Source organism: Pseudomonas capeferrum, assembly GCF_013523055.1.
In the GTDB taxonomy this organism is placed as follows: domain Bacteria; phylum Pseudomonadota; class Gammaproteobacteria; order Pseudomonadales; family Pseudomonadaceae; genus Aquipseudomonas; species Aquipseudomonas capeferrum_A.
The window spans coordinates 13923-33753 of the sequence record NZ_JAAMQM010000034.1 but is presented as its reverse complement, the minus strand read 5'-3'; the positions used below and the strand labels follow the sequence as shown (position 1 = coordinate 33753).

The 19831-nt window shown below is 63.4% G+C and carries 20 protein-coding genes; 5 read left to right on the top strand and 15 right to left on the bottom strand.

The window, feature by feature from the left end; genetic code table 11:
* Positions 1-13 precede the first annotated feature (13 nt).
* From G7009_RS26270 to trhP, 3 genes are read right to left on the bottom strand one after another with little or no spacing between them, the layout of a single operon-like run.
* On the bottom strand, positions 14-454 hold the full coding sequence (locus G7009_RS26270; RefSeq protein ID WP_181133191.1) for a YqaA family protein: 441 nt from the start codon (positions 452-454) through the stop codon (positions 14-16).
* Positions 455-464: 10 nt separating this feature from the next.
* The gene (locus tag G7009_RS26265) at positions 465-890 is read right to left on the bottom strand and encodes a DUF411 domain-containing protein (protein WP_181133190.1); all 426 of its coding nucleotides are present in this window, start codon (positions 888-890) and stop codon (positions 465-467) included.
* A gap of 60 nt (positions 891-950) precedes the next feature.
* Complete coding sequence (gene trhP, locus G7009_RS26260; RefSeq protein ID WP_181133189.1) at positions 951-2285, bottom strand: prephenate-dependent tRNA uridine(34) hydroxylase TrhP; 1335 nt, start codon at positions 2283-2285, stop codon at positions 951-953.
* Positions 2286-2415: 130 nt separating this feature from the next.
* Between trhP and G7009_RS26255 the strand changes: the two genes are divergently transcribed.
* Positions 2416-3480: an AI-2E family transporter gene (locus tag G7009_RS26255; RefSeq protein WP_181133188.1), complete on the top strand. Its 1065-nt coding sequence runs from the start codon at positions 2416-2418 to the stop codon at positions 3478-3480.
* Here the strand turns inward: G7009_RS26255 and G7009_RS26250 are convergent.
* The gene (locus tag G7009_RS26250; RefSeq protein WP_181133187.1) at positions 3477-5570 is read right to left on the bottom strand and encodes a TonB-dependent receptor family protein; all 2094 of its coding nucleotides are present in this window, start codon (positions 5568-5570) and stop codon (positions 3477-3479) included. The two genes, G7009_RS26255 and G7009_RS26250, sit on opposite strands and share 4 nt — an antisense overlap.
* Before the next feature lie 230 nt (positions 5571-5800).
* Here G7009_RS26250 and G7009_RS26245 point away from each other — a divergent pair, with 230 nt between their 5' ends.
* The 3 genes from G7009_RS26245 to G7009_RS26235 are packed head-to-tail and all read left to right on the top strand — an operon-like array spanning position 5801 to position 6839.
* The gene (locus G7009_RS26245) at positions 5801-6049 is read left to right on the top strand and encodes a helix-turn-helix domain-containing protein (RefSeq protein WP_181133186.1); all 249 of its coding nucleotides are present in this window, start codon (positions 5801-5803) and stop codon (positions 6047-6049) included.
* 35 nt (positions 6050-6084) lie between these two features.
* Positions 6085-6459 carry a head completion/stabilization protein gene (locus G7009_RS26240; protein WP_181133185.1) on the top strand — a complete coding sequence of 125 codons (375 nt, stop codon included), beginning with the start codon at positions 6085-6087 and terminating at the stop codon, positions 6457-6459.
* Between the two features lie 5 nt (positions 6460-6464).
* The gene (locus tag G7009_RS26235) at positions 6465-6839 is read left to right on the top strand and encodes a hypothetical protein (protein WP_181133205.1); all 375 of its coding nucleotides are present in this window, start codon (positions 6465-6467) and stop codon (positions 6837-6839) included.
* On the opposite strand, the gene G7009_RS26230 is transcribed toward G7009_RS26235, so the two are convergent.
* Positions 6836-7231, bottom strand: coding sequence for a helix-turn-helix domain-containing protein (locus G7009_RS26230; protein WP_181133184.1), 396 nt, complete (start codon positions 7229-7231; stop codon positions 6836-6838). The genes G7009_RS26235 and G7009_RS26230 overlap by 4 nt on opposite strands.
* A 240-nt stretch (positions 7232-7471) precedes the next feature.
* On the opposite strand from G7009_RS26230, the gene G7009_RS26225 reads away from it, so the two are divergent.
* A complete protein-coding gene (locus G7009_RS26225; RefSeq protein WP_181133183.1) occupies positions 7472-7738 on the top strand; it encodes an ogr/Delta-like zinc finger family protein in 267 nt (88 codons plus the stop codon).
* Between the two features lie 89 nt (positions 7739-7827).
* Here G7009_RS26225 and nuoN read toward each other — a convergent pair whose 3' ends face one another.
* The 10 genes from nuoN to nuoE all read right to left on the bottom strand — a co-directional run bounded on the left by nuoN (position 7828) and on the right by nuoE (position 19830).
* A complete protein-coding gene (nuoN, locus tag G7009_RS26220) occupies positions 7828-9297 on the bottom strand; it encodes an NADH-quinone oxidoreductase subunit NuoN (RefSeq protein WP_181133182.1) in 1470 nt (489 codons plus the stop codon).
* 7 nt (positions 9298-9304) lie between these two features.
* Positions 9305-10837, bottom strand: a complete 1533-nt coding sequence (gene nuoM, locus G7009_RS26215; protein ID WP_181133181.1) for an NADH-quinone oxidoreductase subunit M — start codon at positions 10835-10837, stop codon at positions 9305-9307.
* A 40-nt stretch (positions 10838-10877) separates the two neighbouring features.
* Positions 10878-12731: an NADH-quinone oxidoreductase subunit L gene (nuoL, locus tag G7009_RS26210; RefSeq protein WP_181133180.1), complete on the bottom strand. Its 1854-nt coding sequence runs from the start codon at positions 12729-12731 to the stop codon at positions 10878-10880.
* Positions 12728-13036 carry an NADH-quinone oxidoreductase subunit NuoK gene (gene nuoK, locus G7009_RS26205; RefSeq protein WP_181133179.1) on the bottom strand — a complete coding sequence of 103 codons (309 nt, stop codon included), beginning with the start codon at positions 13034-13036 and terminating at the stop codon, positions 12728-12730. The genes nuoL and nuoK overlap by 4 nt, the downstream gene beginning before the upstream one ends.
* Positions 13037-13040: 4 nt before the next feature.
* A complete protein-coding gene (nuoJ, locus tag G7009_RS26200) occupies positions 13041-13541 on the bottom strand; it encodes an NADH-quinone oxidoreductase subunit J (protein ID WP_181133178.1) in 501 nt (166 codons plus the stop codon).
* Positions 13542-13551: 10 nt separating this feature from the next.
* Positions 13552-14100, bottom strand: a complete 549-nt coding sequence (nuoI, locus tag G7009_RS26195) for an NADH-quinone oxidoreductase subunit NuoI (RefSeq protein WP_039602697.1) — start codon at positions 14098-14100, stop codon at positions 13552-13554.
* An 11-nt stretch (positions 14101-14111) separates the two neighbouring features.
* Complete coding sequence (gene nuoH, locus G7009_RS26190) at positions 14112-15119, bottom strand: NADH-quinone oxidoreductase subunit NuoH (RefSeq protein WP_181133177.1); 1008 nt, start codon at positions 15117-15119, stop codon at positions 14112-14114.
* Entirely contained in the window at positions 15116-17830 is a 2715-nt protein-coding gene (gene nuoG / locus G7009_RS26185) for an NADH-quinone oxidoreductase subunit NuoG (RefSeq protein WP_181133176.1), read from the bottom strand. The genes nuoH and nuoG overlap by 4 nt, the downstream gene beginning before the upstream one ends.
* A 132-nt stretch (positions 17831-17962) precedes the next feature.
* Positions 17963-19336: an NADH-quinone oxidoreductase subunit NuoF gene (nuoF, locus tag G7009_RS26180; RefSeq protein WP_181133175.1), complete on the bottom strand. Its 1374-nt coding sequence runs from the start codon at positions 19334-19336 to the stop codon at positions 17963-17965.
* Entirely contained in the window at positions 19333-19830 is a 498-nt protein-coding gene (nuoE, locus tag G7009_RS26175; RefSeq protein ID WP_181133174.1) for an NADH-quinone oxidoreductase subunit NuoE, read from the bottom strand. Before nuoE ends, nuoF begins: the two co-directional genes overlap by 4 nt.
* Between the last annotated feature and the right edge of the window lies 1 nt (position 19831).

Here is a 19831-nt window from a genome sequence, read left to right as displayed (position 1 = left end):
AATCCGGAAGGTGTTACCAACCGTGTTGAAACCAGCCGAGGGTAATCCATGCCACCGCCAGGTAGCGCCCAGCTTTTGCCAGGGTCACCAACAGGACGAAACGCCAGAATGGCTCGCGCAGGATGCCGGCGATCAGCGTCAGCGGGTCACCGATCACCGGCATCCAGCTCAATAGCAGCGACCATTGACCCCAGCGCTGGTAGCGCTGCTGAGCGCGCGCCAGTTGGGCTTTGCTGAAAGGGAACCAGCGGCGCTCGCGAAATCGCTCCAGCGCGCGTCCCAGCAGCCAGTTGATGATCGAGCCCAGTACGTTGCCCAAGGTGGCTACCAGCAGCAGCGTGAACAAGGCTTCCGGCTGGCGCAGCAACAGACCTGCCAGCACGGCTTCGGACTGCAACGGCAACAAGGTGGCGGCGCCGAAGGCACTGAAAAAAAGCGCCCACAGGCTCAACATCGGCGGCGCTTCAGTATTCGGCCACCACTTCGTCCTTACCGTCGCGGGTCAGGCCGATCACCTGGTAGGCATCCTTGTGGTCGCCCATCTCCATCCCTGGCGAGCCCATGGGCATGCCGGGCACGGCCACCCCCTCAAGATCGTCGCGCTTGACCAGCAGGCGGACCTGCTCGGCAGGTACATGTCCTTCGACGAACTTGCCGTCGATCACCCCGGTATGACAGGAGGCCAGGCGCGGTGCCACGCCCAGGCGCTGCTTGACCGCGCTCATGTTGGGCTCGACATGATCGTTCACCTGGAAACCATGGTCGCGCAGGTGGGCAATCCATTGCTTGCAGCATCCGCAATTGGGGTCGCGGTAGACATCGATGGTCTCGGCGGCCTGGGCCAGGCTGGCCAGGGCCAGCAGGGCAAGGGTCGTGATCGGCTTACGCATGTGGAATTTCCTCGGCTAGGTGCGCGCAGGATAGCGCAACCGAGCTCCGACGGCAGCCGGTCAGATGGCGGACTCGTGACTTTCCAGGTCCCGCATCAGCAGGCCATGGTCCAGCGTCACCTGCTCGGGGATCGGCAGGTACACCAGGTGACCATCCCCGGGCGCGACCTGGATCGGCTGCTGGTGCCGGTTACGCAACCGGTGCAGGTCGAAGTGATAGTTGCCCTGGGGCGTCATCAGCTCGAGGTGGTCCCCCACGGCGAAGCGGTTCTTCACCCTGACCTCGGCCAGGCCGTCGATCCGCTCGCCCGTCAGCTCGCCCACGAACTGCTGCCGCTCGGATACCGAATTCCCGCGCTGGTAGTTCTGGTATTCATCGTGGACATGCCGTCGCAGGAAGCCTTCGGTATAGCCTCGCTGCGCCAGGGATTCGAGGTCGCGCATCAGGCTTCGGTCGAAAGCCTTTCCGGCCACGGCGTCGTCGATGGCCTTGCGGTAGGCCTGGACGGCGCGGGCGCAGTAGAAGTGCGACTTGGTCCGGCCTTCGATTTTCAGTGAGTGCACGCCCATGCGGGTCAGCCGCTCGACATGCTGGATGGCGCGCAGGTCCTTGGCATTCATGATGTAGGTCCCGTGCTCGTCTTCGAACGCAGGCATCTGCTCATCGGGACGCTGGCTTTCCCGGAGCAGGAAGACCTGTTCGGTGGAGGCGCCGCTGCCCAGGGTCGGCTCCACTACCTGGACGATGTCGCCCGTGGCATTTTCGGTGGCCGGGCTGGCCTGGTACTGCCAGCGGCAGGCGTTGGTGCACGAGCCCTGGTTGGCGTCGCGACGGTTGAGGTAGCCCGAGAGCAGGCAGCGGCCGGAGTAGGCCATGCACAGCGCACCGTGGACGAATACCTCCAGCTCCATTTGCGGGACCTGCCGGCGAATCTCCTCGATCTCTTCCAGCGACAGCTCGCGCGACAGGATGATCCGCGTCAGCCCCTGGCCGCGCCAGAACTCGACACTGGCCCAGTTGACCGTATTGGCCTGGACGGACAGGTGGATCGGCATCTGCGGGAAATGCTGACGGACCAGCATGATCAGGCCGGGATCCGACATGATCAACGCGTCCGGCGCCATGTCGATCACGGGCGCCAGGTCCTTGAGGAAGGTCTTGAGCTTGGCATTGTGCGGGGCGATGTTGACGACTACGTAGAAGCGCTTGCCCAAGGCGTGGGCCTGGGCGATGCCCATCGCCAGGGTGGCATGGTCGAAATCGTTGTTGCGCACTCGCAGGCTGTAGCGCGGTTGGCCGGCATATACCGCGTCGGCACCGTAGGCGAATGCGTATTGCAGGGTCTTGAGGCTGCCGGCGGGAGCCAGCAGTTCAGGCTTGGCGAGAGGGGTCATGAATGCACCAGGGCAAAAGGCGCGGATGCTAGAAAAAAACCGCGCGTTCGACATTGATCCGGATCAATTCAGTGATGGCACTTTTACCTGTGCCGGACGCACTAAGGTCCTGAGCCCACGAGGAATCTTCATGAACGAAACCGCTCTGCAAAACAAAGCCCTGGCTGTACTCCTGGCGCTGGTCACCATCGCTTTCATCTGGATCCTGCTGCCGTACTACGGGGCTGTGTTCTGGGCGGTCATCCTGGGCATCCTGTTCGCGCCGATGCAACGCGATCTGGTGGTGCGTCTGGGCCGCCGACGCAACCTGGCCGCCGGCACCACGCTGCTGGTCTGCCTGCTGATCGCCATTCTTCCGGTCATCGTCATCAGTGCGCTGCTGGTGCAGGAAGGCGCCATGCTCTACCAGCGTCTCGAAAGCGGTCAGCTGGACCTGGCGGGCTATCTCGAGCGGGGCAAGGAAATGCTCCCGACCTTCGCCCAGAACGGCCTGGACAACATGGGCATGGGCAATCTGGACGGTCTGCGCGACAAGATCTCCAGCTGGGCCATGCAGGGCAGCCAGTTCTTCGCCACCCAGGCATTCAGTTTCGGCCAGGGAACGTTCGATTTCCTGGTGAGCTTCGGCATCATGCTTTACCTGCTGTTCTTCTTTCTGCGCGAAGGCCCCGAGACGGCGCGCAAGGTGCGCCTGGCCATACCGCTGCCGGAGCAACAGAAGCGTCGATTGCAGCTCAAGTTCAGCCGGGTGGTACGTGCCACCGTCAAGGGCAACCTGGTAGTGGCCATCACTCAGGGCGCCTTGGGCGGGTTCATCTTCTGGGTCCTGGATATTCCCAGCGCACTGGTCTGGGCGGTATTGATGGCGTTTCTCTCGCTGCTGCCCGCCGTGGGGGCCGGCATTGTCTGGGGACCGGTGGCCGTGTACTTCGTTACCACGGGCGCGATCTGGCAGAGCGTGGTGTTGACGGCCTTCGGCGTCCTGGTGATCGGCCTGGTCGACAATGTCCTCAGGCCCATCCTGGTGGGCAAGGATACCCGCATGCCCGACTACTTGATCCTCGTATCCACCCTGGGCGGCCTGGCCGTGTTCGGTCTCAATGGCTTCGTCATCGGGCCATTGATCGCCGCGCTGTTCATTTCCAGCTGGGCGATCCTGGCCGAGAGCAAGCAGCAGGTGCAGCTGCCGTCCTAACGGAAGCTGTAGGACACGCCGGCATAGACGCCGAAGCCTTCGCCAGGCGTGGAGCGGGCGATGTCCTGCCCGGCATCGTTGTAGCCCGGTGACACCGTGGCGGCATAACGCTTGTTGGTCAGGTTGCGCAGGTCGAGCCAGGTCTGCCAGTCCTGCTTCGGCGAGTCATAGCCCAGGCGCGCGCCGAGCAGGGCATAAGGATCGGCATGCATGCTGTTGGCATAGTCGACCATGACCTTGGACCCCATCTGGGTGTTGAGTCCGGCATACAGGCCGTTGGGCAGGTCGAAGCGCAGCTCGGCCTGGTAGTAGTGCATGGGGATGCCCGGCAGACGGTTGTTCCCAAACTGGGCATCGTCGCGATAATGGAAATCGCTGAAGGTGTAGGCCTGGCGTAGCGACAGCTTGCCGAGGTCGGCCCGCTCCCAGAGCAGGCTGTCCAGGCCGGCCTCGATGCCCTGATGCACGGTGGCGCTGGCATTGAATTCCGCCGCTGGGTTGCCCGGTACGATTTCCACGGCCAGCAATTCATGCCGTACCCTGGAGTAGTACCAGGCCAGGTCCCAATGACCTAGCGCCGCGTCGCCTCGGGCACCGAGCTCCAGAGTGGTGGCGGTCTGGTTCCGCATCTCGATGGGCTGGGTCTGCAGCCCGTTGACCGCGGGCGAACTCCAGATCAGCGACCACGGATGAGGCGGTTCCACCGAGCGGCTGAGGTTGCCATACACCTGCAGTTGCGGATTCAGGTCGTAGCGCAGGCCGAGTCGTGGCGCATAGTCCCAGTCGTGCTGGCTGACCTTGCCGCCGCCGAGTGGGTAGGTCACGGCGCTTTCCCGGCGGGTATAGATCATCGCCAGCCCGGTGGTCAGCCACAGATCTGGGATCAGCTCCAGGTCATTGCCGATGTGCACCACGCTGTCCGACCCTTGATAGCTGAAGTCACGGGTGCGGGTGCCGATGGGCTGGTTGCGGTTGCCCGCTTCCGGGACACGCACGAACTCGGAGGCGCCCGTGTTGGGCAAGTGCTTGGTGGTGCGCCAGCCAAGCGTTGTCTTGCTCTGATGGCCGAACAGCGTGTCACGACGCATGTAGTTGAGCGTACCGCTGACATCGGTATAAGCCACCTTCAACCGGTTCGCGCCCTCGCGCAGGTCCATCGGGTAGTCGTGGTACACCAGTCCGGCTTCCAGGCGCGAATCATCGTCCAGATAAAAAGTGGTCTTGTTGGCCAGCCAAGTGCTGCCCGGCTGCGGGCGACTGGCGTCACGACGCAGGTAGACCGGGTTGGCGGCGCGCGGGTCATGGCGGATCTGCTCCCGGGTCAGGCGCCCGGCCAGGTCGTTGTCGGTCTCCCGGTAGCGCAGGTAGAAGCGCGTCTCCAGATTGGGATTGAAGCGATAACCGATGTTCGCGGCGATCCCCTTGGCCTGGCCGCTGCTGTGCTCCTGATACCCGTCGTATTCGGCATCGGTCGCCGCGACATAGTAATCCAGGTCACCCAGTACCTGGCCGGAACTGATCTGGCGGCGGGCATAGCCACGGCTGCCCATCTCGTAGCGCAGCTGCAGCGGCGCGGCATCGTAGCCGGTATGGGTCACGTAATTGATCGCGCCACCCAGGGCCAGGGCGCCCTGGTCAAAGCCGTTGGCGCCGCGCAGGACCTCGGCACGGCTCAACCAGAGCGGTTCGAAAAGCTCGTACGGCGTGCCGCCGGGGCCGGTCAGCGGCAGGCCGTCGAACATCGTGTAGACCCCTGAGCCATGCGCACCCGGTGCCCGGTTGATGCCCGAGCCGCGGATCGACAGCTTGATGCCATCGTTGCCGGCCGACTGGGCAAAAACGCCTGGCTGATAGGCCAGCACGTCCTGGTTGCTGGCGACGCGTCCTTGCCCAACTCCCTGCATGTCCACCACGTTGCTGGCGCCTGGTACCTGGTGCAGAGCATCGCGTGCCGCTTCAAGTTCGCCCTGCCGCTGATCCTCGATCAGTACCTGACCCAGCTCGATCGGCGTGGCGGCCAGTGACGAGGTGCTGGCGGTAAGGATTCCCAACAGACCAAGAAGGGTAGGGCAGGATAAAACCGGACGCATCGAACGACTCCAGGGAGCAAGGCTTGCGAAGTGGATCAAGTAGACGCTCGAACTGGCGTTTGGAGCACGCATGAAAAGCGCACAGGTGGCGATGCATGGCTTGAAGGGTTTGTAACAAGGCGTTTTACAGGTCGCCTGGGTGGAGGTCGCGTGGCGCTGTTCCGTAAGGTGCTCATATACCCATCAAGAGCCGCGCTCTTGCTGACCCCTCCACGGTACGGAAAACAAGCATGACATCGAGCGTTAAGCATGACCTCAACACTGACGTGGATGCCCCTATCGCCCTGACACCTCGAGAGCAGCAGGTCCTGTTGTGGTGCGCCTATGGCAAGACCTCTTGGGAGATCGGCCAGATTCTGGAGTGCAAGGAGTCCACTGTGAATTTCCACGTTGGCAACATTCTGCGCAAATTCGCCGTGACCACGCGTGTCGCCGCCGTGATCAAGGCGCTGCGCTATGGCCTGTTGAGTGATCAATAACCGGTTTTGCGGAAACGACCTGAGGAACGGATACCATGCACGATAATCTCGAAACCACGACTCGCTCGGCAACCGGAAAGATCCTGAGCAGTGACGATCCTTTCTGGCCGCGCATCGACCTGTCGAGCCTGCGGGCACGCCTTGGGCTGAACGACAGCGTCAGCGATACCCGACTGGAGGTGGCGGCGCGCGCCGCGGCAATAAAGGCAGCCAGTGAATTTGCCTGTTGGCGCAGGAGCCTGCGCGCTCGCGGCTACCGGTGCTTGAGCGATCTGGAGGGGCATGAGCAGGGAAGAGCCTTGTCCACGTGCTACCTGCGCCAAGTCGAAGCCTGTGTCGGGCGAACACTGTCCAGCGGCGTGCTGGGGGGTGAAAGACAGGCGTGGGTGACCGAAGGTGAGACGCTATGAGGACGATGACATCTGCCAACTCCGATGCGCTGACTGCCGTCCATGGAATGGTCGATTACGCAGGGTTCGATGGCAATGCGTTGTTCGGCGCGATATTGGGCGCCTGGCTGATCAGTAGTTCGCGACGTCGCTTGCGGGCCTGGCTGGTGACCAGCTCCAGGCAGCAGCTCAAGGCGTGGCAGCGAGTGGGTTCACTGTTCCTGGCTGCGGGAGTGGGTTATCTGTTCACGCCGCTGATGCTGTCGCTTGCGCCGTTTCTGTCCAGTGGCGTGGCGGCCTTCGTCGCGGCAGTGGTCGTGATACCGATCAGCATCAAGGTCATGCTCTGGCTCGATGCGACGGACCTCAGGGACATTCTCCAACGCTGGCGGCGCGGTTAGGTGCTGGCGCCAAGGTGACGGGTGAGTTCGTCCACCTGCCGCTCCAGCTGATCCAGACGCAGTTTGTCCTGGACGCTGGCGAGGATGACTTGCAGGTCGCCTGGGTTCAGGCTGCGCAACTGGGCCAGGTGCTGCTGCTCCCAAGCCTGATGCTGGGCAGGGATGTCGGCCTGCCGCAGCTGCGGACCTTCGCCCATCAGAAGCCAATCGAGTGAAATCCCCTGTCGTGCCGCCAAGTCTACGCATAATGAGTAGGGTATGCTGTTGCGCACTTTCCAACTGCTCAACGTCTGAGGGCTTACGCCAAGCGCCTTGGAAAGCGCTGCATCTGTATCAGAAGCTGTAACAAGCTTCAGCCGACTCAAGACGGCGACAAGTAGGAGATTACTCATTAACAATTTCCCTGTCTGGTTTTGATACATTTATTAGGCGTAAAATACTCATTTTGAGTAGACCGACTAAGTATCACTCAGCGTTAGTCGTATGGGAACGATTATGAAGAAAAACACTGTAAGACAACGGATTAAATCCTACATGGATCGCCAAACAGGATTACACCATTCCGTTTCGATAGCGCTGAGTTGCGGGGCTATTAGCGACGTGAAGAGAGAGTTTATAGGCGGGAGGCGCGCGTGAGCACATACAAATTGGTATGTCCGCATTGCAACAGCCGAATGCGCATCCGCACCAGCGAGGGGCGTCACATTTTCCTGCGGATCGCCTATCTGCAATGCACAACGGAGGCCTGCGGCTGGTCCGTGCGTGCCGAGTTCGAGATGACCCATGAGTTGTCTCCCAGCGGAATGCCCAATCCGGAGGTGCACCTGCCGTCGGCCAATGGCGAACTGCGTCGCGCGGCATTGGCACCGGAACCCAAGCCGAACACTAGGCAACCCTAGCCTGGAAGCCGCGTGGGCCTGGCTGGCACGACTTTTGGACACGCAAAAAAACACCCCGCATGGCGGGGTGTCTTTTTCACACAAGTCGATCAACCGACCAATTGCAGACCCGCCTGTTGCACCAGCTCCAGCAGCGGCTGCGGATAGATGCCCAGGACGAAAGCCAGGATGGCGATGGCCAGCAGCATCACGCCGCCGGTGCGCTGTTCCCATTTCAGCGGAGCATCATGGCGACGCAGGTTGGGTTCGATCAGGTACAGGGTGACCATGACACGCAGGTAGTAGTAGACGCCGATGGCGCTACCGATCACCAGGGCCCCGACCAGCCACCACAGTTGCGATTCGACACCGGTGGCAATGATGTAGAACTTGCCGATGAAGCCTGCCGTCAGCGGAATGCCCGCCAGGGACAGCATCATCACGGTGAGGACAGCGGTCAGGTACGGACGACGCCAGAACAGGCCGCGGTATTCGTACAAGGCATCGGCGTCACGGCCATTGTATGGCGAGGACATCAGGGTGATCACGCCGAAGGCGCCGAGGCTGGTGATCACGTAGGTGACCAGGTAGACGCCGATGGCTTCGTTCGCCAGGCCCTTGCTTGCCACCAGGGCAATCAGCAGATAGCCGAAGTGCGCGATGGACGAGTAGCCCAGCAGACGCTTGAGGTTGCTCTGGGTCAACGCCAGCAGGTTACCGATCAGGATCGATGCCACCGCGATGACCGCCAAGACATTGCTCAGTACGCCGCTGCTGGCGACGGGGGAGAGCATGAACAGGCGGACCACCACGGCGAATACCGCGACCTTGCTGGCCGTGGCCAGGAACGCGGCGACCGGCGCCGGGGCGCCCTCGTAGACGTCCGGGGTCCACAGATGGAAGGGCACCAGCGACAGCTTGAACGCCAGGCCGACCAGCATCATGCCCAGGCCCAGCTGGGCCAGCAGGGTAGGCATGCCGGTGCTGGCCAGTGCCTTGCCAATGCCATCGAAGCTCAGGCTGCCCGCATCGGCGTACAGCAGCGCCATGCCGAACAGGAGGAACGCGGAGCCGGCCGCCGAGAGGACCATGTACTTGATGCCGGCCTCGAGCGAGCGTTTGTTGAAGAAGGCATAGGCGATCAAACCGTATACCGGCACCGAGAGCAGCTCCAGGCCGATGAACAGCCCGGCCAGGTGTTGCGCGCTGACCAGCACCAGGCCGCCCAGGGCGGACATCAGCAGCAGCAGGTACAACTCCTCGCGGTTGCCTGGATAGCCCGTGGCGCCGTCACCCAGGTAGGCGTGCGCCAGGGTCACGCACGCCAGGGTGGCGACCAGGATCAGCGCCATGTACAGGCAGGCGAAGTTGTCGATGGTCAACAACGGCGTGACGGCGATCGGCGCGACCTTGAGCGCCGGGATGATCGACAGCAGGGCCAGGTTGAGGCCCACGGTGGACAGCAGGAAGGTCTGGGAATGGTTACGGCGCCAGGCGATCGCCAGCATCACCACGACCGTGGTGAGGGTGGTGATCAGGATCGGCGCCAGCGCGATAAAGTGTTGAGTGGTGAATTCCATAGCGCTCTTACCGGGCCGAAGCGAGTTGAGTGAAAGCGGAACCGAGCCACTGCTGCACACCACTCATGGTGGCCGCAGAGGTGTCCAGGAACGGCTGCGGGTAGACGCCCAGCAGGATCAGCAGGACCGCCAGGCCCAGGACCATGAGCAGCTCGCGATTATCCATTCCGGCCAGCACGGTGTCGGCCTTGGCCGGACCGAAGTAGGCACGGTGGATCATGATCAGCGAGTACACCGAACCGAACACCAGGCCGGTGGTGGCGACCACCGTGATCCATGGAACGCTGGCGAAGCTGCCGAGCAGGATCAGGAATTCGCCGACGAAGTTGCCGGTGCCTGGCAGGCCCAGCGACGCCGCGGCGAAGAACAGGCTGATGGCCGGCAGGTAGGCGATGCGGTGCCACAGGCCACCCATCTCGCGCATGTCACGGGTATGCAGGCGTTCGTACAGCTGTCCGCTGAGGATGAACAGCGCGGCGGCCGACAGGCCATGGGCGAGCATCTGGATCACCGCCCCTTGCAGGGCCTGCTGGCTGCCGGAGTAGATCCCGATCAGCACGAAGCCCATGTGCGAGACGCTGGAGAAGGCGATCAGACGCTTGATGTCGGTCTGCGCGAATGCCAGGAAGGCGCCGTAGAAGATGCCGATCAGGCCCAGGGTCATGGCGATCGGCGCGAACTCGGCCGACGCGTTGGGGAACAGCGGCAGGGCAAAGCGCAACAGGCCGTAGGCCGCCGTCTTGAGCAGGATACCGGCGAGGTCGACCGAGCCCGCTGTCGGGGCCTGGGCATGCGCATCGGGCAGCCAGGAGTGGAACGGCACCACCGGCAGCTTCACCGCGAAGGCGATGAAGAAGCCGAGCATCAGCAGGTACTCGGTACCGGAGGGCAGCTCCGCCTTGAGCAGGTCGGCATAGTTGAAGGTGATGATCCCGGTGTTGCTGTAGTTGACCAGCACCAGGCCAAGGATCGCCACCAGCATGATTAGGCCGCTGGCCTGGGTGAAGATGAAGAACTTGGTCGCGGCGTAGATCCGGGTCTTCTTGCCGTCCGAGGAGCTGTGACCCCAGAGCGCGATGAGGAAATACATCGGCACCAGCATCATTTCCCAGAAGAAGAAGAACAGGAACAGGTCCAGGGCCAGGAACACACCGACCACGCCGCCGAGGATCCACATCAGGTTGAGGTGGAAGAAGCCGACGTGGCGCTGGATCTCTTTCCACGAGCACAGCACCGACAGCACGCCGAGCAGGCCGGTGAGCAGGATCATCAGCAGCGACAGGCCGTCGAGGGCCAGGTGCAGGCTGATGCCGAAACGCTTGATCCACATGACCTTGAATTCCAAGGCCCAGTTGGGAGTGGCGCCCGGAGCAGGGGCCAGGGTGTAGTCGCCGGTTGCCCACAGCCAGAGGCCGATACCGAGCAGCAGGGACATGGTCAGCAACGCGATCCAGCGTGGCAGGGTGGCGCCGAAGCGCTCGCCCAGCCAGCACAGAAGGCCGCCGATGAAGGGGATCAGGATCAGCCAAGGCAAAATCATGACGGGCTCAATTCCTTTCGCAAAGTCGCAAGGTTCATAGTCATACCGCTGCCATCACTACGGCGCCGAGCACCAGCACGGCACCCACGGCGATCGAAGCGGTGTACCAGCGCAGCTGGCCGGTCTCGGTCTTGCTCATGGCGACGTGTCCGCCACGGGCCATCCGAGGAATGAGGCCGATGCTGCGGTCAACCGGATCCTTGCGCAGGAGGTGGCTGATCAGCAGGTAAGGTTTGACGAACAGCTTGTCGTAGATCCAGTCGAAGCCCCAGGCGGCGAACCACCAGGCCGACAGCAGACGGCCAATGCCGCTTTCGGCGATCCGGGTGACCAGGCGACGTTGGCCGAGGAACAGCATCGCCGCCAGCAGGATACCGGCGATGGCGATGGCGCCGGAGGCGATTTCCAGGCTGTGCTTGGCTTCGCCGCCCGCGTGGCCGACGCTCTGTGGCAGGACACCGGCCAGTGGCGGATGGATCCAGGCACCGACGAAGGTCGACAGCACGATCAGCACGCCCAACGGCAGCCAGTGCGAAATGCCATGGCCGGCATGGGCTTCGGTCTTGGCTTCGCCGTGGAAGGCGATGAAGATCAGGCGGAAGGTGTACAGCGAGGTCATGAAGGCACCGACCAGGCCGGCGTACAGCAGGTAGCTGTGGCCGCTGGCGAAGGCTTCCCAGAGGATCTCGTCCTTGGAGTAGAAGCCGGCTGTCAGGATCGGCAGGGCGGCCAGGGCGGCACCACCGACCACGAAGCTGGCGTAGGCCAGCGGCAGCTTTTTCCACAGGCCGCCCATCTTGAAGATGTTCTGCTCGTGGTGGCAGGCGACGATCACCGCGCCCGAGGCAAGGAACAGCAGCGCCTTGAAGAAGGCGTGGGTCATCAGGTGGAAGATCGCGCCATCCCAGGCGCCAACGCCCAAGGCCAGGAACATGTAGCCGATCTGGCTCATGGTCGAGTAGGCGAGGATGCGCTTGATGTCGGTCTGGACCAGGGCCGCGAAGCCGGCCAGGACCAAGGTCACCGCGCCGACGATACCGACCAGGTGCAGGATGTCCGGGGCCAGCAGGAACAGGCCGTGGGTACGGGCGATCAGGTAGACGCCGGCGGTGACCATGGTTGCGGCGTGGATCAGTGCCGAAACCGGGGTAGGGCCCGCCATCGCATCGGCCAGCCAGGTCTGCAGCGGCAACTGGGCCGACTTGCCGACCGCGCCACCCAGCAGCATCAAGGTCGCCAGGACCATCCAGGTATCCCCTGCCTGGAATTTCTGCGGTGCCAGCACCAGCAGTTCCTGCACATTCAGGGTACCCAGCTGGACGAACAGGATGAACAGGCCGATGGCCAGGAACACGTCGCCGATGCGGGTAACGATGAACGCCTTGAGCGCTGCGTTACCGTTGTTGCGATTGCTGTAGTAGAACCCGATCAACAGATAAGAGCACAGCCCCACGCCTTCCCAGCCGAAGTAGATGAACAGCAGGTTATCGCCCAGGATCAGGAACAGCATGCTGGCGATGAACAGGTTGGTGTAGGAGAAGAACCGCGAGTAGCCGGCCTCGCCACGCATGTACCAGGAGGCGAACAGGTGGATCAGGAAGCCTACGCCGGTGACCACGCCGAGCATGGTGACCGACAGGCCGTCCAGGTACAGGGTGAAGTTCGGTGCGAAGCCGTCCACCGACATCCACTGCCACAGCAGCTGGCTATAGGCGCCACCTTCCGGCGGGGCGACGTTGAACTGCCAGATCACATAGGCAGATACCGCAGCCGAGAGACCGACGGAACCGACACCGATCAGCGCGCTGAGGTTCTCCGAGAAGCGCCCGCGGGAGAACGACAGCAGCAGGAACCCGAGCAGGGGAAAGACGAAAGTCAGAAAGAGTAGGTTCATCCGCGCATCTCACTGGCAGCATCGATGTCGAGAGTGTGGAAGCGGCGATACAGCTGCATCAGGATCGCCAGGCCGATACTGGCCTCTGCGGCCGCCAGGCTGATGACCAGGATGAACATGACCTGACCGTCGGGTTGCACCCAGCGGCTGCCGGCAACGATGAACGCCAGGGCAGAGGCGTTCATCATGATTTCCAGGCTCATCAGCACGAAGAGGATGTTGCGGCGGACCATCAGGCCGACAAGGCCGAGGCAGAACAGGATGCCGGCGACGGCCAGGCCGTGCTCTAGAGGGATTGCAGGCATGTGATTACTCCTTCGCCTCGTTGCGGCCGAGGTGGAATGCCGTCACTGCTGCGGCGAGCAGCAGCATCGAGGCCAGTTCGACCACCAGCAGGTAAGGACCGAACAGGCTGATGCCGACGGCCTTGGCGTCGATCGTGGTGCCGCTGATGGCGGCCCCGCTCGGCGCGACGAACAGCACGTACAGCAGTTCGAGCAGCAGCAGCGTGGTCAGGACCACGGGACCTGCCCAGATGCCTGGCTTGAGCCAGCCACGTTCCTGAGCGACCGAAGCCGGCCCCAGGTTGAGCATCATCACCACGAAGACGAACAGCACCATGATGGCACCGGCGTAGGCGATCACTTCCAGGGCGCCGGCGAACGGCGCACCGAGGGCGAAGAATGTCATCGCCACGGCGATCAAGGAGATGATCAGGTAGAGCAGGGCGTGCACGGGGTTGGTGCCGGTGATCACCCTGAGGGTGGACAGCACGGCAACACCGGATGCGAAGTAGAAAGCGAATTCCATCTTTCTGTCCTTATGGGAGCAAGCTCTTCACGTTGATCGGCTCGGCTTCGTTCTGCGCGGCGCCTTTGGGCTTGCCGGCGATCGCCATGCCCGCGACACGGTAGAAGTTGTAGTCAGGGTTCTTGCCGGGTCCGGAGATCAACAGATCCTCCTTCTCGTACACCAGGTCCTGACGCTTGAACTCGGCCATTTCGAAGTCCGGGGTGAGCTGGATCGCGGTCGTCGGGCACGCTTCCTCGCACAAGCCGCAGAAGATGCAGCGCGAGAAGTTGATGCGGAAGAACTCGGGGTACCAGCGTCCGTCTTCGGTCTCTGCCTTCTGCAAGGAGATGCAGCCGACCGGGCAGGCCACCGCACACAGGTTGCAGGCCACGCAGCGCTCTTCTCCGTCGGGGTCGCGGGTAAGGACGATACGGCCACGGTAACGCGGTGGCAGGTAAACGGCTTCTTCCGGGTATTGCAGGGTGTCGCGTTTGCGGAACCCGTGGGAGAACACCATCGCCAGGCTGCGCAGCTGGGTGCCGGTGCCCTTAACGATGTCGCCAATATACTTGAACATGGGTCAAATCCTCACTGGGCCGCAACAGCTGGCGTGTTGTAGAGCACGATCGCAGCGGTCACCAGCAAATTGATCAGGGTCAGCGGCAGGCAGAACTTCCAGCTGAAGTCCATCACCTGGTCATAGCGCGGGCGCGGGATCGAGGCACGCAGCAGGATGAACAGCATGATGAAGAACGCGGTCTTGAGCGCGAACCACAGGAACGGAACCTGTGGCAGCAGGCCGAACGGGCCATGCCAGCCGCCGAAGAACAGGGTCACCAGCAACGCCGAGATGAGGATGATGCCGATGTACTCGCCGACGAAGAACATGCCCCACTTCATGCCGGCATACTCGATGTGGTAACCGTCGGCCAGCTCCTGTTCCGCTTCCGGCTGGTCGAAGGGGTGACGGTGCGTCACGGCCACGCCTGCGATGAAGAAGGTGCAGAAGCCGAAGAACTGCGGAATGATGAACCACAGGTTCTGCGCCTGGTACTCGACGATGTCGCGCATGTTGAACGAGCCCACCTGAACGACCACGCCCATCAGCGCCAGGCCCAGGAACACTTCGTACGACACGGTCTGCGCCGATGCCCGAAGGCTGCCGAGCAGCGCGTACTTGTTGTTCGACGACCAGCCGGCGAACAGCACCGCGTAGACCGACAGGCCCGCCATGGCGAAGAAGAACAGCAGGCCGATGTTGAGGTCGGCGACGCCCCAGGTCGGGGTAATCGGGATGATCGAGAAGGCGATCAGCAGGGCACTCATCGCCACGACCGGCGCCAGGGTGAAGATCATCCGATCGACGAAGGGCGGGTTCCAGTCTTCCTTGAAGAACATCTTCAGCATGTCGGCGGCGATCTGGAACATGCCGAACGGACCGACACGGTTCGGACCGTAGCGGTCCTGCCACCAGCCCAGCAGGCGACGTTCGACGAAGCTGAGCAGGGCGCCGCAGACCACGACCGCCAGCAGGACCACGATGGCCTTGACGACGGCGATGATCGCATCCATCACTTCGGGGGTGAACCAGCTCATTGTGCTGCCTCCTGCAGGCCTTCGACCGATGCGCCGAAGATGGCCGGCGGGATCCCGGCCAGGCCTTTCGGCAGCGCCACCAGGCCTGCGCCCAGTGCTTCATTGATACGCAGCGGCAGACGCAGCGACACACCCGCCACGTTCAGGTTGATCAGCGCGCCGTCGTTGACGCCCAGGCGATCGGCCTCGGACCTGGCCAGGGCCACGTAGGCCTGGGGGATGCGCTCTTGTACCGGGGCTGCGCGCGAGGAGCTTTCCTCGCTGCCGAACAGGTGGAACAGCGGCACGGCCTTCCAGGTGCCGCGAGGCGGATTGAAGGCGGGAGGAATGGCGCTGAACCAGCTCAGGCGATCGCCTTGGGTTTCGATCAGGCGCACGCCCGGATCGCCGGCACGCAAGTGGCCGCCGACCTCGTCCTGAAACTTGTTCCAGGCCTGCGGCGAGTTCCAGCCTGGAGACCAGGCGAACGGCACTTGCTGGCGCGGTTCGGCCGAGCCCGAGTAGCCTTCCATGGAGAAGGCGAAGGCAGTGTCCTTGTCCTGTGGGGTACGCGGCTCGTGAACGCTGATGTTGGCGCGCATGGAGGTGCGGCCGGAATAGCGCAGCGGCTCGCGTGCCAGCTTCAGGCCCTTGATGCGGAATGCGGCGGAAGGCGCGGCGTCGACAATTGCGCCCAGTTGCGGCGCGGCGGCGGCGCAAGCGCTGGTGACGTGGTCCAGTTGGGTCCAGTCGACCGGCTTGTTCAGCAGGGTGGCACGTAGCACGTGCATCCAGCGCCAGCCTTCATGGATCTGGATGCTGCTGTCCAGGTAGCTCGGGTCGAACACCTGGAAGAATCGCTGGGCACGGCCTTCCTGGCTGACCAGAGTGCCATCGCCTTCGGCGAAGGAGGCTGCGGGCAGCACCAGGTGGGCACGGTCGGCGGTGGCGGTCTTCTGGTGATCGGCGACGATCACTACCTTGGCGGCGGCCAGGGCGGCGTCGACCTTGGCAGCCGACACGCGGCCGTAGAGGTCGTTTTCGAGGATCACGATGGCGTCGGCCTTGCCCTCGATGACCGCGTCCAGTGCGGCGTCGACGGACTCGCCGCCGAGCATGGCCAGGCCGAGGCTGTTGGCCTCCGGGACTACCAGGCTCAGCGAGCCGTTCTTCTCACGCAGGCTCAGGGCCTTGGCGATGTTGGCCGCGGCCTGGATCAGCGCAGGGCTGGCCAGCGAGGTACCCGAGATGATCAGAGGACGCTTGGCGGCGACCAGGGCATCGGCGATGCGCTGGACCAGTTCCAGGGCATCGGCGTCGAGACCGTGTACGGCCGGGGCGCTCGGGTCGATGGCGTTGGCCACGGCGAAGCCCAGGCGCGCCAGGTCGTCCGGCGCGGCGTGGACGCACCCCTCGGCGACGTCGTCCAGCTTGGTCTCGGCCAGGGTGGCGATGAACAATGGGTACAGCGCGTGCTGACCGATGTTCTTCACCGCGGCGTCGAGCCAAGGTTGCACTTTCATCGACTCGGCCATGGCCTCGGCCTTGCCCTTGGTGGCCTGGCGCACGGCCAGGGCGACACGGGCAGCGGTCTGGGTCAGGTCTTCGCCGAGGACGAACACGGCGTCGTGATCTTCGATGTCGCGCAGGGTCGGCACGGGCAGCGGGCTGTCATTGAGGACCTTGTGCACCAGGCGCACACGGTCCAGCTCGCCTGCTTCCATGCCGGAGTAGAAGTATTCGGCACCGACCAGCTCGCGCAGGCCATAGTTGCTTTCGAGGCTGGCGCGGGGGGAGCCGATGCCGACGATGGTGCGCCCGCGCAGCATGTCGGCGGCCTTGTCCAGGGCGGCATCCACGCTGAGCTTGGTGCCATCGGCCAGCAGTGGCTGGCGTGGGCGGTCCTTGCGGTTCACATAGCCATAGCCGAAGCGGCCACGGTCGCAGAGGAAGTACTGGTTGACCGAGCCGTTGAAGCGGTTCTCGATACGACGCAACTCACCGTAGCGCTCGCCGGGGCTGATGTTGCAGCCGCTGGAGCAGCCGTGGCAGATGCTCGGGGAGAACTGCATGTCCCACTTGCGGTTGTAGCGCTCGGAGTGGGTCTTGTCGGTGAACACGCCAGTCGGGCAGACCTCGGTGAGGTTGCCGGAGAACTCGCTCTCCAGGACACCATCCTCGACGCGGCCGAAGTACACGTTGTCGTGGGCGCCGAAGACACCCAGGTCGGTACCGCCGGCGTAGTCCTTGTAGTACCGCACGCAGCGATAGCAGGCGATGCAGCGGTTCATCTCGTGGGCGATGAACGGGCCGAGTTCCTGGTTCTGGTGGGTACGCTTGGAGAAACGGTAGCGGCGCTCGTTGTGGCCGGTCATTACCGTCATGTCCTGCAGGTGGCAATGACCGCCTTCCTCGCACACCGGGCAGTCGTGCGGGTGGTTGGTCATCAGCCATTCGACGACGCTGGCGCGGAACGCCTTGGATTCTTCGTCTTCGATGGAGATCCAGCTGCCGTCGGAGGCGGGCGTCATGCAGGACATGACGATGCGACCACGGGTGTCGTTCTCGTCGGTGTACTGCTTGACCGCGCATTGCCGGCAGGCGCCGACGCTACCGAGCGCCGGGTGCCAGCAGAAATAGGGAATGTCGAGGCCGAGCGACAGACAGGCCTGTAACAGGTTGTCTGCGCCGTTGACTTCGAGCTCTTTGCCGTCTACGTGGATAGTGGCCATGGTTCAAAGTTCTTCGTTGGCCCGCGTGAGCAGGCGTGGCTAATGGAAATCTGTAGGCCAGCAGCCCGCGCCGGCATCTGCGGGCGAGCTGTCTGGATGGCAGGTGGCACGGACCACCTGCCTTTCAATGGGTCATGCGCCGATAACGATCGGCTCGTGGATCGGCTTGGCCAGGTTCGGGCGCAGGGCGTCACTGCCGGTGGCGGCGATACCGGCCTCGAACTCCGGACGGAAATACTTGATCGCGCTGCCCAGCGGTTCGACGGCGCCGGGGGCATGGGCACAGAATGTCTTGCCAGGGCCGAGGAAACCGACCAGGCCCAGGAGCGTTTCGATGTCGCCTTCCCGACCCTGGCCTTTCTCGAGGGCGCGCAGGAGCTTGACGCTCCACGGCAGGCCATCGCGGCACGGGGTGCAGAAGCCGCAGGACTCGCGGGCGAAGAATTCTTCCATGTTGCGCAGCAAGGAAACCATGTTGACGCTGTCGTCGACCGCCATGGCCAGGCCCGTACCCATTCGGGTGCCGACCTTGGCGATACCCCCGGCATACATCTGCGCGTCGAGGTGCTCGGGCAGCAGGAAGCCGGTGCCAGCGCCGCCTGGCTGCCAGCACTTGAGCCGGAACCCATCGCGCATGCCGCCAGCGTAGTCCTCGAACAGCTCGCGGGCCGTGACGCCGAAAGGCAGCTCCCACAGGCCGGGGTTCTTCACCTTGCCGGAGAAGCCCATCAACTTGGTGCCATGGTCCTCGCTGCCTTCGCGGGCCAGCGACTTGTACCAGTCGATGCCGTTGCCGACGATGGCGGGCACGTTGCACAGGGTCTCGACGTTGTTCACGCAGGTCGGCTTGCCCCAGACGCCGACGGCGGCAGGGAAGGGCGGCTTGGAGCGCGGGTTGGCACGGCGACCTTCCAGGGAGTTGATCAGCGCGGTTTCTTCGCCACAGATATAGCGTCCCGCGCCGGTGTGCACGAACAGCTCGAAGTCGAAACCGCTGCCGAGGATGTTCTTGCCCAGCAGGCCCGCGGCCTTTGCCTCTTCGACAGCACGGTTCAGGTTGCGCGCCGCGGTGGTGTATTCGCCACGCAGGAAGATGTAGCCGCGGTAGGCCTTCAGCGCGCGGGCGCTGATCAGCATGCCTTCGATAAGCAGATGGGGCTGTTGCTCCATCAGCATGCGGTCCTTCCAGGTGTTGGGCTCCATTTCATCCGCGTTGCACAGCAGATAGCGGATGTCCATGGACTCGTCCTTGGGCATCAGACCCCATTTGACGCCGGTCGGGAAACCCGCGCCACCGCGGCCCTTGAGGCCGGCGTCCTTGACGGTCTGGACGATATCGTCCTGGGACATCTGCGCCAATGCCTTGCGGGCAGCGGCATAGCCGTCCTTGGCCTGGTACTCGTCGAGCCATACGGGCTCGCCGTCGTCACGCAGGCGCCAGGTCAGCGGGTGGGTCTCGGCGCTACGCGCGATGCGGTTGGCCGGGCCGAAGGAAGTGATGGTCATGCGTAGCCCTCCAACAGTGTGGCCACGCCGGCAGGTTGCACGTCGCCAAAGGTATCGTCGTCGATCATCAGGGCCGGGGCCTTGTCGCAGTTGCCCAGGCAGCACACCGGCAGCAGGGTGAAGCGACCGTCCGGAGTAGTCTGACCGAGGCCGATGCCCAGCTGGTCCTGGATCTGGCTGACGACCGATTCATGGCCGCCGATGTAGCAGACCATGCTGTCGCAGACACGGATGATGTGGCGACCGACCGGCTGGCGGAAGATCTGGCTGTAGAACGTGGCCACGCCTTCGACGTCGCTGGCGGGGATGCCCAGTACTTCGCCGATGGCATAGATGGCGCCGTCAGGCACCCAGCCGCGTTCCTTCTGGACGATCTTCAGCGCTTCGATGGACGCCGCGCGCGGGTCCTCGTAGTGGTGCATCTCGTGCTCGATGGCCGAGCGCTCGGTTTCGCTCAGGGCGAAACGGTCGGTTTGGATAAGCGTGCTGTTCATG

Coding starts and splice junctions, on each gene's coding strand:
- G7009_RS26270 (WP_181133191.1), bottom strand. CDS start 454: ATGTTGAGCCTGTGGGCGCTTTTTTTCAGTGCCTTCGGCGCCGCCACC.
- G7009_RS26265 (WP_181133190.1), bottom strand. CDS start 890: ATGCGTAAGCCGATCACGACCCTTGCCCTGCTGGCCCTGGCCAGCCTG.
- trhP (WP_181133189.1), bottom strand. CDS start 2,285: ATGACCCCTCTCGCCAAGCCTGAACTGCTGGCTCCCGCCGGCAGCCTC.
- G7009_RS26255 (WP_181133188.1), top strand. CDS start 2,416: ATGAACGAAACCGCTCTGCAAAACAAAGCCCTGGCTGTACTCCTGGCG.
- G7009_RS26250 (WP_181133187.1), bottom strand. CDS start 5,570: ATGCGTCCGGTTTTATCCTGCCCTACCCTTCTTGGTCTGTTGGGAATC.
- G7009_RS26245 (WP_181133186.1), top strand. CDS start 5,801: ATGACATCGAGCGTTAAGCATGACCTCAACACTGACGTGGATGCCCCT.
- G7009_RS26240 (WP_181133185.1), top strand. CDS start 6,085: ATGCACGATAATCTCGAAACCACGACTCGCTCGGCAACCGGAAAGATC.
- G7009_RS26235 (WP_181133205.1), top strand. CDS start 6,465: ATGACATCTGCCAACTCCGATGCGCTGACTGCCGTCCATGGAATGGTC.
- G7009_RS26230 (WP_181133184.1), bottom strand. CDS start 7,231: ATGAGTAATCTCCTACTTGTCGCCGTCTTGAGTCGGCTGAAGCTTGTT.
- nuoN (WP_181133182.1), bottom strand. CDS start 9,297: ATGGAATTCACCACTCAACACTTTATCGCGCTGGCGCCGATCCTGATC.
- nuoM (WP_181133181.1), bottom strand. CDS start 10,837: ATGATTTTGCCTTGGCTGATCCTGATCCCCTTCATCGGCGGCCTTCTG.
- nuoL (WP_181133180.1), bottom strand. CDS start 12,731: ATGAACCTACTCTTTCTGACTTTCGTCTTTCCCCTGCTCGGGTTCCTG.
- nuoK (WP_181133179.1), bottom strand. CDS start 13,036: ATGCCTGCAATCCCTCTAGAGCACGGCCTGGCCGTCGCCGGCATCCTG.
- nuoJ (WP_181133178.1), bottom strand. CDS start 13,541: ATGGAATTCGCTTTCTACTTCGCATCCGGTGTTGCCGTGCTGTCCACC.
- nuoI (WP_039602697.1), bottom strand. CDS start 14,100: ATGTTCAAGTATATTGGCGACATCGTTAAGGGCACCGGCACCCAGCTG.
- nuoH (WP_181133177.1), bottom strand. CDS start 15,119: ATGAGCTGGTTCACCCCCGAAGTGATGGATGCGATCATCGCCGTCGTC.
- nuoG (WP_181133176.1), bottom strand. CDS start 17,830: ATGGCCACTATCCACGTAGACGGCAAAGAGCTCGAAGTCAACGGCGCA.
- nuoF (WP_181133175.1), bottom strand. CDS start 19,336: ATGACCATCACTTCCTTCGGCCCGGCCAACCGCATCGCGCGTAGCGCC.
- nuoE (WP_181133174.1), bottom strand. CDS start 19,830: ATGAACAGCACGCTTATCCAAACCGACCGTTTCGCCCTGAGCGAAACC.